Source organism: Actinoplanes lutulentus, from assembly GCF_003259845.1.
Taxonomy (GTDB): Bacteria; Actinomycetota; Actinomycetes; order Mycobacteriales; family Micromonosporaceae; genus Actinoplanes; species Actinoplanes lutulentus.
The window spans coordinates 29304-45136 of the sequence record NZ_QLMJ01000010.1; the positions used below are offsets into that span (position 1 = coordinate 29304).

The window sequence follows — 15833 nt, forward strand, 5'->3', positions numbered from 1 at the left end:
GCGGTTCTTTGATTCTTAAAGTCACGGGTGGTGCAGCGCGCCGGCGCCGCCGGGGCTCGCGAGCAGCGCGACCGGACCGGACGGGTCCTCGTCGCTGTACTCACGGGCCTCGTAGTCGGACTCGAGCTCGGCGACCGCAGCGTCGGTGGCCTCCGAGGACGCGCCCGGCATGGAGGCGCGCTTGCTGACGCCCTCCAGCACGTGCTTGCCGATGAGATCTCCGGCCGGGAGCTCGATCGGGTACTGCCCGTCGAAACAGGCCATGCAGAGCCTCGTCTTCGGCTGCTCGGTCGCCTGGACCAGGTTGTCCAGCGAGACGTAGCCGAGACTGTCCGCACCGATCGAGCGGCGGATGCCGTCGATCTCCAGCCCGTTCGCGATCAACTCGGCGCGGGTGGCGAAGTCGATGCCGTAGAAACACGGCCATTTCACCGGCGGCGACGAGATGCGGACGTGGATCTCCAGCGCTCCGGCCTCACGCAGCATCCGGATCTGGGCCCGCTGCGTGTTGCCACGAACGATCGAGTCGTCGATCACCACGATCCGCTTGCCGCGCACGACCTCGCGCAGCGGGTTCAGCTTGAGCCGGATGCCCAGCTGACGGATCGTCTGCGACGGCTGGATGAAGGTCCGGCCGACGTACGCGTTCTTCATGAAACCGGCGCTGTACGGGATGCCGGAGGCCTCCGCGTAACCGATCGCGGCCGGGATGCCCGACTCCGGGACGCCGATCACCAGGTCTGCCTCGACCGGGTGCTCCTTGGCCAGCTTGCGGCCGACCTCGACCCGGGCCGAGTAGATGTTGCGGCCGGCGATCGTGGTGTCCGGGCGTGCCAGATAAACATATTCGAAAAGGCAGCCCTTGGGCTCCGGCGCGGCGAACCGGGTGGAACGCAGGCCGTGCTCGTCGATCGCGATGATCTCGCCGGGCTCGACCTCGCGGACGAAGCTGGCACCGGTGATGTCCAGAGCCGCGGTCTCGCTGGCGACCACCCAGCCACGCTCCATCCGGCCCAGCACCAGCGGGCGGACACCCTGAGCGTCACGGGCGGCGTACAGCGTGTGCTCGTCCATGAAGACGAAGCTGAAAGCGCCGCGCAGCGTCGGCAGCAGCTCCATGGCCGCGGCCTCGACCGAGAGGTCGGGACGGCCGGCGAGCAGCGTGGTGACGAGCGCGGTGTCGGAGGTGGAGTCACCCACCTCGAGGCCGCGGTCAGCGACCTCCTTGGCAAGCTCGGCCGTGTTGACCAGGTTGCCGTTGTGGGCCAGCGCGATAGTCGTCCCGGCCGGGGTGGCCCGAATCGTGGGTTGCGCGTTCTCCCAGTTGGAGCCACCTGTCGTCGAGTACCGCGCGTGACCGATCGCGAGATGGCCGCGCAGACTCGCCAGGGTGGGCTCGTCGAAGACCTGGGAGACCAGGCCGATGTCCTTGTAGACCACGACGCCGGATCCATCGCTCACCGCGATGCCGGCTGCTTCCTGGCCTCGGTGCTGCAAGGCATAGAGCCCGAAGTACGTGAGTTTGGCGACCTCTTCATCGGGGGCCCAGACGCCGAAGACGCCGCAGGCATCCTGCGGGCCGCGCTCCTGGGGGTCGAGATCGTCGGTCAGTAGGCCGTCGCCTCGGGGCACCTGCTCGCTCCCTCGTTCGGATCTGCTTGAAACGCTCGAAGCGCTGATCTGCTCGAACTAGCTGGTCCGCTCCGATCGCCCAGTGTACGCGAGGCCACGGGCAGCGGCCCGTCGCTCATGTTCCGGTCAGCGGCAGGAACTCGGAGAGATCGGTACGGACACCGCTCGCCCGGAGGCGGCCGTCACGCGTGGCTTCCGCCCACTTCAAGCGTCCGGTAGCCAGGAGCAGCCATGTCATCGGATCCGTTTCGACCACATTGGGCGGTGTGCCGCGGGTGTGCCGCGGACCAGCGACGCACTGAATCGCACCGAAAGGTGGAATCCGCACCTCCACCGAACGGCCAGGCGCACGTTGGGACAACTCGGTCAGCAGTGCTCGGACGGCATCGCGCAGCACCGGACGCTCGGGTTCCTCACCCCGGTCCAGTGCGTCGAGGGCATGCCCGACGGACTCGGATTTACTGTGCGCAGGGGACACGTCGGGACGATACGACTCGGTTTGTAGACAACGGCACACCGCCCTGGGTCGCGAAAGTGACGTGCGACAAGGCATAGTGGCCGACGGTGTTCAAGTCGCGGGATCTACCGGTCACCGAAACCGGGGACCGCGCGACCCGGAAGGTGGTGGATGTGACAACGCACCTACGTGCCAGGACGACCCAGGCCGGTGCGTTCCTGGCCCTGGTCGCCGGCCTCGTGGCCGGTGTGCAGACCCCTGCACTGGCCGACCCACCAGGCGTGCAGATCACAAACCTCTCGTCGACCGAGGTGTCCACGGGAAGTACTGTAACCATGCAGTACACCATCAGTAACCCCGGGTCCGGCGACGGCGGGGAAGAAGGCGGCGGCCAGCAGCAAGCCGGCAGCGCCAACATCAAGGTCAGCGGCATGGACTGCAGCGGCGACTGCAGCTCGGTCCGCCAGATCGAGAGTTCCTCCAGCTTCACCGCGACTCTGACCGCGCCGAGCGTCGCAGCGGGCGAGACCAAGGACGTCACCGTCAAGGTCACCGCGACGATCAACGGTGAGACGGGCGAGGCGAGCCAGACGGTCACCGTCAAGGGCGCCGACAAGCCGACGAACGTCACCCGGGTCTCCGGCAAGATCAAGGACGGCGACGGCGCCAAGGTCGCCGGCGTTTCGGTGGCCATGCAGGACGGTGCCGGCAACGCGTACGAGACGACGACGAACAGCGACGGCAGTTACTCGTTCATCGCCTCGGACTCCAAGCCGATCGAGGCCGGCAACATCACGGTCGGCGCGCTGAAGGACGGCTACACGGGGACCACGGTCACCGTGCAGGGCACCTCCGGCAAGTCGGTCAACGTGCCGATCACGCTGAAGAAGCTCGCCGCGGCGAGCCCCTCGGCGACTCCGTCGGCCAGCGTCTCCGCGAGCGCCGTGCCGACCGAGGAAGTCGTCGAGCCGGAGGACGAAGAGACCACCGAGGAGTCCGCTCCCCCGGTGGCTCAGGACACGGTCTCGGGCGACGCCGAGGGCGGCACCAACTGGCTCCTGATCATCATGGGCGTTCTGCTCGTGGCCGCCGGCATCGGCGCCATCGTGCTGGTGCTCATGCGGCGTAAGAACGCCGCCGGCGAGGGCCCTGACGGCGCCCCTGCCGGTCCCGGCGGCCCTGGTGGCCCCGCGCCTGCCATGGGTGGCTTCGACGCGACCCGGGTGGCCGCTCCGGTCGGCGCGGGCCGTGGTGGCGACGCCACGATGGTCGCGCCCATGGGTGGCGGCATCGGCGACGCTCCGACGATGATCCACCGCCCGGTGGTCGAGGACGAGTTCCCCGACCCGTACGGCGCTCCCGTCCCGCCGCAGGGCGGTTACGTCGGCACCAACAGCCAGTGGGGTGCTGCCGAGCAGGCCGGCAACGGGTACGGCGGACAGCAGCAGCAGTACGGCGCGCAGCCGCAGTACGGGCAGCAGGCCGGCGCGTACGGGCAGCAGGGCCAGGCGGCCCCGCAGCAGCGGTACGACGAGCACACCAACCTGTACCAGCCGGAGCAGGCTCAGCAGCCGCAGCGCTACGACGAGCACACCAGCCTCTACCAGCCCGAGCAGGGCGCCGGTTACGGCGGTGGCTACGGCGCTCAGGGCGGCGGTTACGACCAGGCCGGTGGCTACGGCACGCAGGCTGGTTACGACCAGCAGCAGCAGCCTCAGGGCGGTTACGGCGCACAGGACGGTTACGACCAGGCCGGCGGTTACGGCACGCAGGCTGGTTACGACCAGGCCGGCGGCTACGGCGCACCGGCTCAGGGCGGCGCCTACCCCGGTTACGACCAGGGCGGTTACGGCAACCAGCAGCAGCCTCAGGGCGGTTACGGTGCCCCGCAGCAGCAGCCCGGTTACGAGCAGCCCCAGGAGGGCTACGGCGAGCCGGACGCCTACGGCAACTACCCGCCGCAGCAGCGCCCGCCGCAGAACTGGAACAACGGCTGACCCGCAAAACTGAAAGAGGCCCTGTGCGATCTGATCGCACAGGGCCTCTTGCGTAGTGAAGGGGGGCGGGATCACCCGCCCCCCTTCACCGAAATGATCAGTTGCGCTCGGTCAGCTCCAGCGTGACGGAACGACCCTCACCGTCGGCCGAAGCCGTCTCGGCCGGGCCACCGAAGAGGTTCTTCAGCGTCGCCGACCACGCGGTGCGGAGCTCGTCCAGCCCGATGGTGAACTGGTCCTGGATCTGGAGCGTCTGCTCCTCGGCGGTGACGCCGATCGGGGTCACCGGCACGCCGAACTCGGCGGCCAGAGCCAGGAACGCCTTGTCGTGCCCACGCGGCACAGCGACGACGGCCCGGCCGGCCGACTCGCTGAAGAGGTGGACGAACGCCGTCGAGCCGTCCTCCGGCAAGGTCACCTTCGCGCCGACGTTGTGACGCAGGCAGCTCTCCACCAGCACCTGAGCAAGGCCGCCGTCGGAGAGGTCGTGCGCCGCGCTGACCAGACCGGCCTTCGAGGCCCGGCCCATCAGAGCGCCCAGCGCCTGCTCGGCCGCGAGGTCCACCTTCGGCGGCTTGCCACCGAGGTGACCGTGGGTCACCCAGGCCCACTCCGAGCCGGAGAGCTCGTTGCGGGTCTCGCCGAGCAGGAAGAGCAGGTCGCCACCGGCTTTCGCGGGTGCCGGGAAGCCCATCGGGATGCGGCGGGCCACATCGTCGAAGATGCCCAGCACGCCGACCACCGGGGTGGGGTGGATCGCCGCGGCGCCGGTCTGGTTGTAGAAGCTCACGTTGCCACCGGTGACCGGGGTGCCTAGCTGGAGGCAACCGTCGGCGAGACCACGAACGGCCTCGGCGAACTGCCACATCACGGCCGGGTCCTCCGGCGAGCCGAAGTTCAGGCAGTCGGTCACCGCGATCGGCTCGGCGCCGGTCACCGCCACATTCCGGTACGCCTCAGCGAGCGCGAGCCGCGCGCCCTCGTACGGGTCGAGCCGGGCGTACCGGCCGTTGCCGTCCACCGAGAGGGCCACGCCGAGGCCGGTCTCCTCGTCGATGCGGAGCACGCCGGAGTCCTCCGGCTGCGCCAGCACGGTGTTGCCGAGGACGTAGCGGTCGTACTGCTCGGTGACCCAGCTCTTGTCGCACAGGTTCGGCGACGCGATCATCTTCAGCACGGTCTCGCGCAGCTCGTCACCGGTCGACGGACGCGGAAGGGTCTCCGCGCGGTCGGCCTGGAGCAGGATCAGGTCGGCCGGCTCGCGCAGCGGGCGGGCGTAGACCGGACCGTCGTCGGCGAGCGAGCCGGGCGGCACGTCGACGACGACGTGGTCGTTCCAGCTGATCACCAGGCGACCCGGGGTGCCGTCGGCACCGGCCGGGGTCACCTCGCCGATCGCGGTGGCCCAGACGCCCCACTTCTCGGCGACCTTGAGCACAGCGGCCAGGTTTTCCGGCGTGACGATCAGGAGCATGCGCTCCTGCGACTCGCTGGCCAGGATCTCGGTCGGCGACATCGAGGCCTCGCGGAGCGGAACCCGCTCCAGCCAGACCCGCATGCCGGTGCCGGCCGCCGCGGCGGTCTCGGTGAGCGCACAGGTGAGCCCGGCGCCGCCGAGGTCCTGAATGCCGCTGACCAGACCGGCGTCGTACAGCTCGAGGCAGCTCTCGATCAGGAGCTTCTCCATGAACGGGTCGCCGACCTGCACCGACGGACGGCGCTGCTCGGCTTCCTCGTCGAAGGTCGCCGAGGCCAGCACGGAGACACCACCGATGCCGTCCCGCCCGGTACGCGCACCGAGCAGCACCACGATGTTGCCGGTGCCGGTGGCTTCCTTTTTCTGCAGCCGCTCGACCGGCAGAACGCCGATGCTGAGCGCGTTGACCAGCGGGTTGCCCTGGTACGTCGGGTCGAAGACGATCTCGCCACCGATGTTCGGCAGGCCGAGACAGTTGCCGTAACCGCCGATGCCGGCCACCACGCCGGGCAGCACCCGGGCGGTGTCCGGGTGGTCGGCCGCACCGAACCGCAGCGGGTCCATAACCGCGATCGGCCGGGCGCCCATCGCCAGGATGTCCCGGACGATGCCACCGACACCGGTAGCGGCGCCCTGGTACGGCTCGACGTAGCTGGGGTGGTTGTGCGACTCGACCTTGAAGGTCACCGCGATCTTGTCGGAGATCTGCACCACACCGGCGTTCTCACCGATACCGGCGAGCATCCGGGTGTTGGGCGGCGTCTTCTCCCCGAACTGGCGGAGGTGCACCTTGCTCGACTTGTAGGAGCAGTGCTCGCTCCACATGATCGAGTACATCGCGAGCTCGGAAGCGGTGGGCCGCCGATCGAGGATCTGACGGATCCGGTCGTACTCGTCGTCCTTGAGGCCGAGCTCCGCGTGCGGCTGCAACTCGTCCGGCGAGGCGACCGCCTTGTCGACCGTGTCAGGCCCGTCCGCGAACTCGTTGACCAGTACGTCCGTGGCGGCGAAGCCACTCGGCTTGTTCGACGCCGCGGCCGCCGCGGGCGGCTGGTTCGGCACAGCCCGCGAGGGCTGCGCCTCGCTGGTGGCCGTCTCCGGCTGCGTGGTCATCGCTGTTGTCCCCCTGCGAGCTGACCGTCCGCGGACGACCCCGCCAGGGCCCGCAGGACGGAAGTGAAGAAGCCGAGGCCGTCGAGCGACGGGCCGGTCAGCGCCTCCACGGCGTGTTCCGGGTGCGGCATGATGCCGACTACGTTGCCGGCCTCGTTGGTGATCCCGGCGATGTCACGCTGCGAGCCGTTCGGGTTCCCGCGGACGTAACGCGCGATCACCCGGCCCTCGGCTTCGAGCGAGTCCAGAGTCTTCTGGTCGGCGACGAAACAGCCCTCGCCGTTCTTCACCGGGATGAGGATCTCCTGGCCGGGCGTGAACTGGTTGGTCCAGGCGGTGTTCGTCGCCTCGACCTTCAGCCACTGGTCCCGGTTGCGGAAGTGCAGGTGCTGGTTCCGGGTCAGCGCGCCGGGCAGGAGATGCGCTTCGCAGAGGACCTGGAAACCGTTGCAGATGCCCAGAACGGGCAGGCCGCCACGGGCCGCGTCGATGATCGACTCCATGACCGGAGCGAATCGCGCGATCGCGCCACAGCGCAGATAGTCGCCGTACGAGAAGCCGCCGGGAAGGACCACGGCGTCGACTCCGTGCAGGTCCGGGTCGCCGTGCCAGAGTCGCACGGCTTCGGCGCCGGCGATGCGGGCGGCGCGTGCGGCGTCCCCATCGTCCAGCGAACCCGGGAAGGTGACCACACCGATCCGCATGGTCAGGCGACCTCGGCCGTGGTGCCCTCGACAACGCGGATCTCGAAGTCCTCGATCACCGGGTTGGCGAGCAGCTTGTCGGCGATTTCGCGAGCCCGATCAAGGTCGGGTTCGCCGGCGAAATCGATCTCGATTCGCCGGCCGATTCGGACGGAGGAGACATCGGTGACGCCGAGCCGGGGCAGCGCGTTCGCCACCGCTTGACCCTGCGGGTCCAGGATCTCCGGCTTGAGCATGACGTCGACCACGACGCGAGCCACGGGCACTCCTGACTGATAGGTGTAAGCACGCGAAGCCTACCTGGTGAAGCTGATCCACGACCCACGGGCCGGTGTCGACCAGCCGACCCAAGCGTCATTGAGCTGGGAATCTCCCATTGATCGCGGGGGCATCACATCGTGATAGGTGTCGATTGATTGGTATGGCGGCGGCCGTCGATGCCCTAGGTTGCATCCATCGCATTCGATTCACCGTCACGTGTTCTTCCGTCGCCCCGATCCCCAGGAAGGAATCCCGACGTGCGCATTCGACTCGCGGCCGCCCTTGCCGGCCTCGCCGCCGCACTGGTCACCCCCGCTGCCGCCCAGGCGGACGACGTCACCCCGTACATCATCGGAGGCGGCACCGTCTCCTCCGCGCCGTGGGCCGCCGCCGTGTTCAGCAACGGCAGCTTCACCTGCTCCGGCACCATCATCTCGGCGAACTACGTGCTCACCGCGCGGCACTGCATCAGCGGCACGATGTCGGTGCGGGTCGGGAGCGTGAACCGGACCAGCGGCGGCGTCACCGCCTCGGTCAGCAGCACGTCGACCCGGTACGACCTGGCGCTGATGCGGCTGAGCACCTCGATCAGCACCACGTACATGGCGCTGTCCAGCTCGTACCCGCCGGTTGGATCCACCAACTCGATCTACGGCTGGGGTCAGACCTGTTACTCCGGCTGCGCCGCGTCGACCGCGCTGAAGACCGCGACGGTCCAGGTCACGTCGACCAACCAGACCGATGCGTACGGTGGTCGCGCGATCGGCAGCACCCGGATCAACGGCAACGCGTGGCGTGGTGACTCCGGTGGGCCGCAGGTCTACAACGGTGCCCAGGTCGGCGTGGCGTCGACGGCCGACGGAACAAGCCGTCAGTACTACGGCAGCGTGGCTTACAACCGCGCGTGGATCACGTCAGTCGCCGGCGTCTGATCCTCGCTGCAGGTGTGGCGCCCGACCAGTGGTCGGGCGCCACCACCGTCTCTAGAGAATGGGCGCGGGCGCGTACCCCGCCGCCGACGGGTTCTTCGCGACGATCTCGGCGATCCGGTCCGCGACCGCCTGGACCTGCGACGGAGCGGCGCCGACGAAGGCCGCCCGATCGGCGACCAGGGTGTCGATCTCGGCACGGGACAGCTGCAACCGGCCGTCGGCAGCGAGCCGGTCGAAGAGGTCGTTGACCGCCACACCCTTCTCCCGCATCGCCAGGGCGACACCGACCGCGTGCTCCTTGATCACTTCGTGCGCGACCTCACGGCCGACGCCCTTGCGTACCGAAGCCACCAGGATCTTCGTGGTCGCCAGGAACGGCAGGAAGCGGTCCAGCTCACGGGCGATCACCGCCGGGTACGCCCCGAACTCGTCCAGCACCGTGAGGAACGTCTGGAACAGCCCGTCGGTGGCGAAGAACGCGTCCGGCAGCGCGACCCGGCGCACCACCGAGCAGGAGACGTCGCCCTCGTTCCACTGATCGCCGGCGAGCTCGCCGACCATCGAGAGGTAACCGCGGACGATCACGGCGAGGCCGTTCACCCGTTCCGACGACCGGGTGTTCATCTTGTGCGGCATCGCCGAGGAGCCGACCTGGCCGGGCTTGAAGCCCTCGGTCACCAGCTCCTGGCCGACCATCAGGCGGATCGTGGTGGCCAGCGACGACGGGCCGGCGACGATCTGGGCCAGCGCGGAGACCACGTCGAAGTCGAGCGAGCGCGGGTAGACCTGGCCGACGCTGGACAGCACCCGGGCGAACCCGAGGTGCCCGGCGACCCGGGTCTCCAGCTCGGCGAGCTTCTCCGACGCGCCGTCGAGCAGATCGAGCTGGTCAGCAGCAGTGCCGACCGGCCCCTTGATGCCGCGGAGCGGGTACCGGGCGAGCAGGTCGTCCAGTCGCTCGTACGCGATGAGAAGCTCTTCGGCCGCCGAGGCGAACCGCTTCCCGAGCGTGGTGGCCTGGGCCGCCACGTTGTGCGACCGCCCGGTCAGCACCAGGTCGGAGTGCTCCACCGCGAGGGCGGCGAGGCGGGCGAGCGTCGCGACCACCCGGTCCCGGACGAGTTCGAGGGAGGCACGGATCTGCAGCTGCTCGACGTTCTCGGTCAGGTCGCGGGAGGTCATCCCCTTGTGGATCTGCTCGAACCCGGCCAGCTCGCTGAACTCCTCGATGCGCGCCTTCACATCGTGCCGGGTGACGCGCTCGCGGGCCGCGATCGACTCCAGGTCGACCTGGTCGAGAACCGCCTCGTACGCCTCGACGGCACCATCCGGCACAGCCACACCGAGGTCGCGCTGGGCCTTCAGGACGGCGAGCCAGAGCCGCCGTTCCATCCGGATCTTCTCTTCCGGGGACCAGAGCGCGACGAGGTCGGCGGAGGCATAGCGAGCGGCAAGCACGTTCGGGATGGTCACGCCGCCGATTCTCCCACGGGTGCCCGCAGCGCCTCCGGCAGGCGCAAACGTGAGGGTACGGACCTCGGACGAACTCGTTCCGAACAGTGGCAGACTGCACGGACATGCGGCATGCTCGCTAAGGTTACTGGCGAGTAGGTTCGACGCAGATCCCGAAAGGTCCACTGATGACTGATTTCAGCCCCGAGTCGCTCTCGTCGATCGGCCCGAAGGAGTTCTCTCAGCTCGTCAAGTCCACTCCGGACTCGAAGATCTCCGAAGTGATGACCTCGGACGTGCGCCCGAAGATCCTCGACGAGGTCTTCAACCGGATGCCTTCGCTGTTCCGCGCCGACAAGGCCGGCAACACCTCGGCCGTCATCCACTGGACCATCACCGGCGGCGCGGGCGGTTCGAGCGACACCTACGAGACCGTGATCGAGAACGGCACCTGCACTGTGACCAGCCAGCCGGTGCGCGAGCCCAAGCTGGCCATGACGATGGACGCGCTCACGTTCCTCAAGGTTGTCGCCGGCGACGGCAACCCGATGATGCTGTTCATGACCGGCAAGATCAAAGCCAAGGGCGACCTCTCCCTGGCCGCCAGCATCGCCAAGCTCTTCGACATCCCCAAGAGCTGACGTGACACGCGAGAGGCCGGCACATTCACCGTGCCGGCCTCTCGCGTATTCAAGCTTCGAATGATCAGATCCGGCCTTCGACCGCCTTCAGGGCGATGTCGGTCCGGTACTGAGCGCCGTCAAGGCGTACCCCATCGATGAGTGCGTAGGCCGCCTGGCGTGCCCCCCGCAGGTCTTGGCCCACGGCCGTCACGCTCAGTACTCGGCCTCCGGCCGAGATGAGCGCTCCATCGGAGCGCCTCGCGGTCCCCGCATGGATCACGCCCGGCGCTTCCGCGCCTTCGATCACATCTCCGGTACGCGGAACGCCCGGATAGTTGTGACTGGCCACCACGATCGTGACCGCCGAGCCGTCTTTCCAGGCCAGCGGCGGGTGAGCGTCGAGCGTGCCGGTGGCGGCGGCGTTCAGAAGACCGGCCAGCGGCGAGTCCAGCAGCGCCAGCACGACCTGGGTCTCCGGGTCGCCGAATCGGGCGTTGAACTCGATCACCTTCGGGCCGTCCGGGGTGAGCGCGAGACCGACGTAGAGCAGGCCGGCGAACGGCGTGCCACGGCGGCGCATCTCGGCGAGAGTCGGCTCGACGGTTTCCCGGAGCACCCGCTCGACCAGGTCGGCCGGCGCCCAGTCCAGCGGCGCGTAAGCGCCCATGCCACCGGTGTTCGGGCCTTCGTCGCCGTCGGAGAGCCGCTTGAAGTCCTGTGCCGGCATCAGCGGCGCGACAGCGGTGCCGTCGGTGACCACGAAGAGGGAGACCTCGGGGCCGGGCAGGAACTCCTCGATGACGACCTTGCCGCACGCCTCGGCGTGGATCAGGGCTTCGTCGAGATCGTCGGTGACGACCACGCCCTTGCCGGCGGCCAGGCCGTCGTTCTTCACCACGTACGGCGCGCCCAGCTCGGTGAGCGCGGCACGCACCGCGACCATGTCGGTGCAGGCGAAGGAGCGGGCGGTCGGCACACCGGCGGCGGCCATGACCTCGTTGGCGAACGCCTTCGAGCCCTCCAGCGCGGCGGCGGCGCCACTCGGGCCGAAGCAGGCGATGCCCTTGGCCCGGACAGCGTCGGCGACCCCGCCGACAAGCGGCGCTTCCGGGCCGATCACCACCAGGTCGGCGCTCAGCTCGACAGCGAGCGCGGCAACCGCGGCGGAATCGGTGACTTTGACGTCGTGCAGCTCGGCGACCTGGGCAATGCCCGGGTTGCCGGGCGCTGCGGCCAGGAAGTCGACGGACGGGTCGGCGGCTAGTCCGACGGCAAGCGCGTGCTCGCGCCCACCGGAGCCGATCAGAAGTACGCGCACGACGGCCCATCCTACCTGCGCGCCCGTCGCGTAAACTTCGGCAGTACCCGGGCTCCTCCGAGGTACGACCTTGAGGCAGTACCGTTCTGAAGGGCAACACTCCAGTGCCGGTGATCGTGTTGGTCGGCGCCCAGTGGGGCGACGAGGGCAAGGGCAAAGCCACGGACCTGCTGGGAGACCGGCTGGACTACGTGGTCAAGTTCAACGGTGGCAACAACGCGGGCCACACCGTCGTCATCGACGGCGAGAAGTACGCACTTCACCTCCTGCCGAGCGGAATCCTCTCCCCCGGTGTCGTCCCGGTGATCGGCAACGGCGTCGTCGTCGACCTCAACGTGCTGTTCCAGGAGATCGACGGCCTCGAGGCGCGTGGCATCGACACCTCCCGCCTGCGGATCAGCGCGAACGCGCACGTCATCGCGTCGTACAACCGGTCGCTCGACAAGGTCAGCGAGCGGTTCCTCGGCGCGCGGCGGATCGGCACGACCGGCCGTGGCATCGGCCCGACGTACGCCGACAAGATGAACCGGATCGGCATCCGGGTCCAGGACCTCTTCGACGAGTCGATCCTGCGGCAGAAAGTGTCCGCGGCGCTCCTGACGAAGAACCAGGTGCTCTCCAAGATCTACAACCGCAGCGCGGTAAAGGCCGAAGAGGTCGTCCAGGAGCTGCTCTCCTACGTCGACCGCCTCCGGCCGTTCGTCGCGGACACCGCCCTGGAGCTGTCGAACGCGATCGACGACGGCAAGGTCGTGCTCTGCGAGGCCGGCCAGGCCACCCTGCTCGACGTGGACCACGGCACGTACCCGTTCGTGACCAGCTCGAACGCGACGTCCGGCGGCGCCTGCACCGGCTCCGGCATCCCGCCGACCCGGATCGACCGGGTGGTCGCCGTGATGAAGGCGTTCACCACCCGCGTCGGCGAGGGCCCGTTCCCGACCGAGCTGCACGACGAGCGCGGCGACTACCTGCGCAAGGTCGGCCACGAGTACGGCACGACCACCGGCCGCCCGCGCCGGATCGGCTGGCTCGACCTGGTGATCGGCCGTTACGCACAGCGGATCAACGGGGTCACCGACTTCGCACTGACCAAGCTGGACAACTACGACGGGCTCGACGAGATCCCGGTCTGCGTGGCCTACGAGGTCAACGGCGTCCGGCACGACGAGATGCCGGTCAACCAGACCGATTTCCATCACGCCAAGCCGATCCTCGAAACGCTGCCCGGCTGGAAGCAGGACATCTCCGGCTGCCGCACCTTCGACGAGCTGCCCAAGGAGGCGCAGGGCTTCGTCGAGTTCGTCGAGCAGCGGATCGGCGCGCGCATCTCGATCGTCGGCGTCGGCCCCGGCCGCGAAGCCGTCATCGAGCGCCACTCGGTCCTCGGGTCCTGACGTGTACGACGTGGTGCTCCTCAGCCTGACCGAGGGGTCGTCCGGCGACGCCTGCGGCTCGGGCGGCGGCTGTGGCGGCTGTGGTTCGGCTGCGGCTACCGTCTGCGCTCCGCGTACCCCGGTGTTGGCCTGTGCCGACGCGCTGCGCAAGGCAGGCGCTCAGGTTGAGACCGTCATGGCCGCTTCTGATCAGGAGATCGACGCGGTTCTCGCGCGCTTCGACGGTCCGGCCAGGCCTGACGGCCTGACCTGGCCAGATTCGGACAGCAAGCTGCGCCTGGTGGTGGCGAGCGCAACCGACAGCCAGTTGCGCGCCGTCGTGCGCAGGCTCGTCCGTCGGTACGCCCCAGCGCCCAGCAAGCGCCCGGATGACCTCTCCGCCGAACGGACCGTGCCGGACCTGCCGCCGCTCGCCATCCTCCCGCTCGACCCGAGCAACACGGAGGACCTGGCGGCGCAGCTCGGCCTGCCCCGGACGCCGGACGAGGTCGCCGAAGCGGTGCTGAGCGGTTCGGTGCGCCGGCTCGACCTGCTGCGCAACGACAGCGGCTCGGTCACCCTCGACGGCGCGCTGCTCGGCGGCTCCGACGACAACGGTCGCGCGGTGCCGTGGCGTGGCCGGGTCGAGGTCGACGACGCCCTGCTCACCGATGGTGAGGAGCCGGTTCTGGCGTGCGCTGTCGGCAACGCCGGCGGTTACGCCGAGTTCGACGGCTTCCGGCTGCTGGCCGACGGCGACCCGACCGACGGCCGGGTCGAGGTCGCGGTGGCGGTTCCGGTCATGGTGAAACAAAGATTCAGGGGCACGAAGGTACGCATCGAGGTTCGTCGAGCCCGCGGCCGAGCTGTCTCGGTGCTTCCTCGCGAGGGTGACCTGCAGTTCCTCGACGACGGGGTGGCGGGATCGACGAGTCGCAAGCGATCCTGGTGGACCGAGCCGGGTGCCTGGGCGGTGTACGCGAGCTGATCGCTGTGCGACTCTGAACGGACTATTCGGCCGCAATCCGAACTGTCGTACGGGAGGTCGCATCCGTGGCGGACGAGCTCACCGAAAGAGATCCTGCTCCCCGGGACGTCGAACCGTTCTGGTCCGGGGAGCCGGATCCCCCTGTTTCTCCGGTTGTTTCGTCGGCCGCTTCTTCGACTGATTCTTCTGCCGGCCAGGCTGTGCGGGTTCAACCTGGGGTGTACCGGCCGGGGGTTTCCGCGCCGGAGCCCGGGGTTCCGGCTCAGCGGTCGCCCTCGGCGGCCTCGCCCTGGTCACAGCCTTTGCAGCGGCCAGCGCCGTCCTCGGTGTCCCCTTCGGAGGATGATCCTTTTCCGGAGCTGGGTGACGACGAGGGCGACTCGCCGACCGCTGAGGAGTTCGCCCGCCGCAGACTGGCGAAACCCACGCAGCAGACCGCAACCATGGGCGCCCGGGCGCTGCTGCAGCGCAGCACGCTGGGCCTCGTGAAGATCGCCCCGGGCAAGCGTGAAGTTGAGTACAAACAGGACGTCGACACGGTCCGGCGCAACTTCGGCGGCCTGCGACAGGTCACGATCGTGAACCCCAAAGGCGGCGCCGGCAAGACCGTCGCGGTGCTGCTGCTGGCGATGACTTTCGGACAGAAACGCGGCGGCTACGTTCTGGCCTGGGACAACAACGAAACCCAGGGCACCCTCGGAATGCGCGCGCAGCAGGACTTCCACTCCCGCACGGTCCGGGACATGATGCGCGATTTGCACCTGTTCCAGGGCGCGCAGGGCCGGGTCGGCGACCTGTCGCAGTACGTCCGCTCACAGGGCGAGGGCATGTTCGACGTACTCGCCTCCGACGAGTCCGCGACGGCCGGCGAAATGCTGACCGCCGGAGCGTTCGCCGAGATCCGCGACGTGGTGAGCCGCTTCTACAAACTGATCTTCGTGGACACCGGCAACAACGTCCGCGCCGAGAACTGGCAGGCCGCCATGGACGCCACCGACCAGCTGGTGATCACCATGTCAGCCCGCAACGACTCCGCCGAAACGGCCGCCCGGATGCTCGACCACCTGGAACAGAGCGGCCGCAAACGCCTGGTCCGCGAAGCCGTGACAGTCGTGACCATGCCCCCGACCCGCAAGGACATCGACCTGCCGGCAATCCAGCACCACTTCGCGGCCCGAACGAGGTCGGTCCTGCTGGCCCCTTACGAAAAGCTGATCGACTCAGGCGAGCCGCTCCGCTACAGCGCCCTGTCAACAAACACCCGAGACGCCTGGCTGAAGATCGCCGCAGCGGTAGCCCAGGGCCTATAGCCACCCCAACCAAACACCCACCACCCACCAACCGTCGCCCGCTGGCCGCCGCTGCCCGGCCGATGGCCGTCCGCCGCCCGCTGGCTGCCCGGTGCCCGGTGGCCGGTGGCTGCCCAGTGGCCGCTCGCGGGACGGCCGGTCGCCGGTGGCCGCCGCGATCTTGTGAGGTTTCGCCCGCCAATCGACCCGAACCTCA

At 69.0% G+C, this 15833-nt stretch carries 12 protein-coding genes and 1 pseudogene; 6 read left to right on the forward strand and 7 right to left on the reverse strand.

Annotated elements, in window-relative coordinates:
* Positions 1-21: 21 nt before the first annotated feature.
* The gene (gene purF / locus B0I29_RS21550) at positions 22-1632 is read right to left on the reverse strand and encodes an amidophosphoribosyltransferase (RefSeq protein WP_111650851.1); all 1611 of its coding nucleotides are present in this window, start codon (positions 1630-1632) and stop codon (positions 22-24) included.
* A gap of 115 nt (positions 1633-1747) precedes the next feature.
* Positions 1748-2110, reverse strand: coding sequence for a sterol carrier family protein (locus B0I29_RS21555; RefSeq protein ID WP_111650852.1), 363 nt, complete (start codon positions 2108-2110; stop codon positions 1748-1750).
* A gap of 152 nt (positions 2111-2262) precedes the next feature.
* Between B0I29_RS21555 and B0I29_RS21560 the strand changes: the two genes are divergently transcribed.
* Positions 2263-4086 carry a carboxypeptidase regulatory-like domain-containing protein gene (locus B0I29_RS21560; RefSeq protein WP_146616848.1) on the forward strand — a complete coding sequence of 608 codons (1824 nt, stop codon included), beginning with the start codon at positions 2263-2265 and terminating at the stop codon, positions 4084-4086.
* A 97-nt stretch (positions 4087-4183) separates the two neighbouring features.
* On the opposite strand, the gene purL is transcribed toward B0I29_RS21560, so the two are convergent.
* Genes purL through purS form a run of 3 tightly spaced genes read right to left on the reverse strand, consistent with a single transcriptional unit; the run spans position 4184 to position 7640 of the window.
* Entirely contained in the window at positions 4184-6676 is a 2493-nt protein-coding gene (purL, locus tag B0I29_RS21565) for a phosphoribosylformylglycinamidine synthase subunit PurL (RefSeq protein ID WP_245972666.1), read from the reverse strand.
* Positions 6673-7386 (reverse strand): phosphoribosylformylglycinamidine synthase subunit PurQ, encoded by a 714-nt coding sequence (gene purQ / locus B0I29_RS21570; RefSeq protein ID WP_111650854.1) that lies wholly within the window; start codon positions 7384-7386, stop codon positions 6673-6675. The genes purL and purQ overlap by 4 nt, the downstream gene beginning before the upstream one ends.
* The gene (gene purS, locus B0I29_RS21575) at positions 7383-7640 is read right to left on the reverse strand and encodes a phosphoribosylformylglycinamidine synthase subunit PurS (RefSeq protein WP_111650855.1); all 258 of its coding nucleotides are present in this window, start codon (positions 7638-7640) and stop codon (positions 7383-7385) included. The genes purQ and purS overlap by 4 nt, the downstream gene beginning before the upstream one ends.
* A 258-nt stretch (positions 7641-7898) precedes the next feature.
* Here purS and B0I29_RS21580 point away from each other — a divergent pair, with 258 nt between their 5' ends.
* The gene (locus B0I29_RS21580) at positions 7899-8573 is read left to right on the forward strand and encodes a S1 family peptidase (protein WP_111650856.1); all 675 of its coding nucleotides are present in this window, start codon (positions 7899-7901) and stop codon (positions 8571-8573) included.
* 51 nt (positions 8574-8624) lie between these two features.
* On the opposite strand, the gene purB is transcribed toward B0I29_RS21580, so the two are convergent.
* Positions 8625-10046: an adenylosuccinate lyase gene (gene purB, locus B0I29_RS21585; RefSeq protein ID WP_111650857.1), complete on the reverse strand. Its 1422-nt coding sequence runs from the start codon at positions 10044-10046 to the stop codon at positions 8625-8627.
* A gap of 167 nt (positions 10047-10213) precedes the next feature.
* Here purB and B0I29_RS21590 point away from each other — a divergent pair, with 167 nt between their 5' ends.
* Positions 10214-10666, forward strand: coding sequence for an SCP2 sterol-binding domain-containing protein (locus B0I29_RS21590; protein ID WP_111650858.1), 453 nt, complete (start codon positions 10214-10216; stop codon positions 10664-10666).
* A gap of 64 nt (positions 10667-10730) precedes the next feature.
* Here B0I29_RS21590 and purD read toward each other — a convergent pair whose 3' ends face one another.
* Complete coding sequence (gene purD, locus B0I29_RS21595; protein WP_111650859.1) at positions 10731-11966, reverse strand: phosphoribosylamine--glycine ligase; 1236 nt, start codon at positions 11964-11966, stop codon at positions 10731-10733.
* A gap of 104 nt (positions 11967-12070) precedes the next feature.
* On the opposite strand from purD, the gene B0I29_RS21600 reads away from it, so the two are divergent.
* The 3 genes and pseudogenes from B0I29_RS21600 to B0I29_RS21610 form a co-directional block, all read left to right on the forward strand.
* Positions 12071-13360, forward strand: a complete 1290-nt coding sequence (locus tag B0I29_RS21600; RefSeq protein WP_111650860.1) for an adenylosuccinate synthase — start codon at positions 12071-12073, stop codon at positions 13358-13360.
* A gap of 1 nt (position 13361) precedes the next feature.
* Positions 13362-14327, forward strand: a complete 966-nt coding sequence (locus B0I29_RS21605; RefSeq protein ID WP_111650861.1) for a diacylglycerol kinase family protein — start codon at positions 13362-13364, stop codon at positions 14325-14327.
* Between the two features lie 374 nt (positions 14328-14701).
* Positions 14702-15637 (forward strand): annotated as a pseudogene (locus B0I29_RS21610) (MinD/ParA family ATP-binding protein); the annotation flags it as partial.
* Positions 15638-15833 lie beyond the last annotated feature (196 nt).

Bases quoted from the DNA above. Each gene is read 5' to 3' on its own strand.
- purL (WP_245972666.1), bottom strand. From the start codon at position 6,676: ATGACCACGCAGCCGGAGACGGCCACCAGCGAGGCGCAGCCCTCGCGG.
- B0I29_RS21590 (WP_111650858.1), top strand. From the start codon at position 10,214: ATGACTGATTTCAGCCCCGAGTCGCTCTCGTCGATCGGCCCGAAGGAG.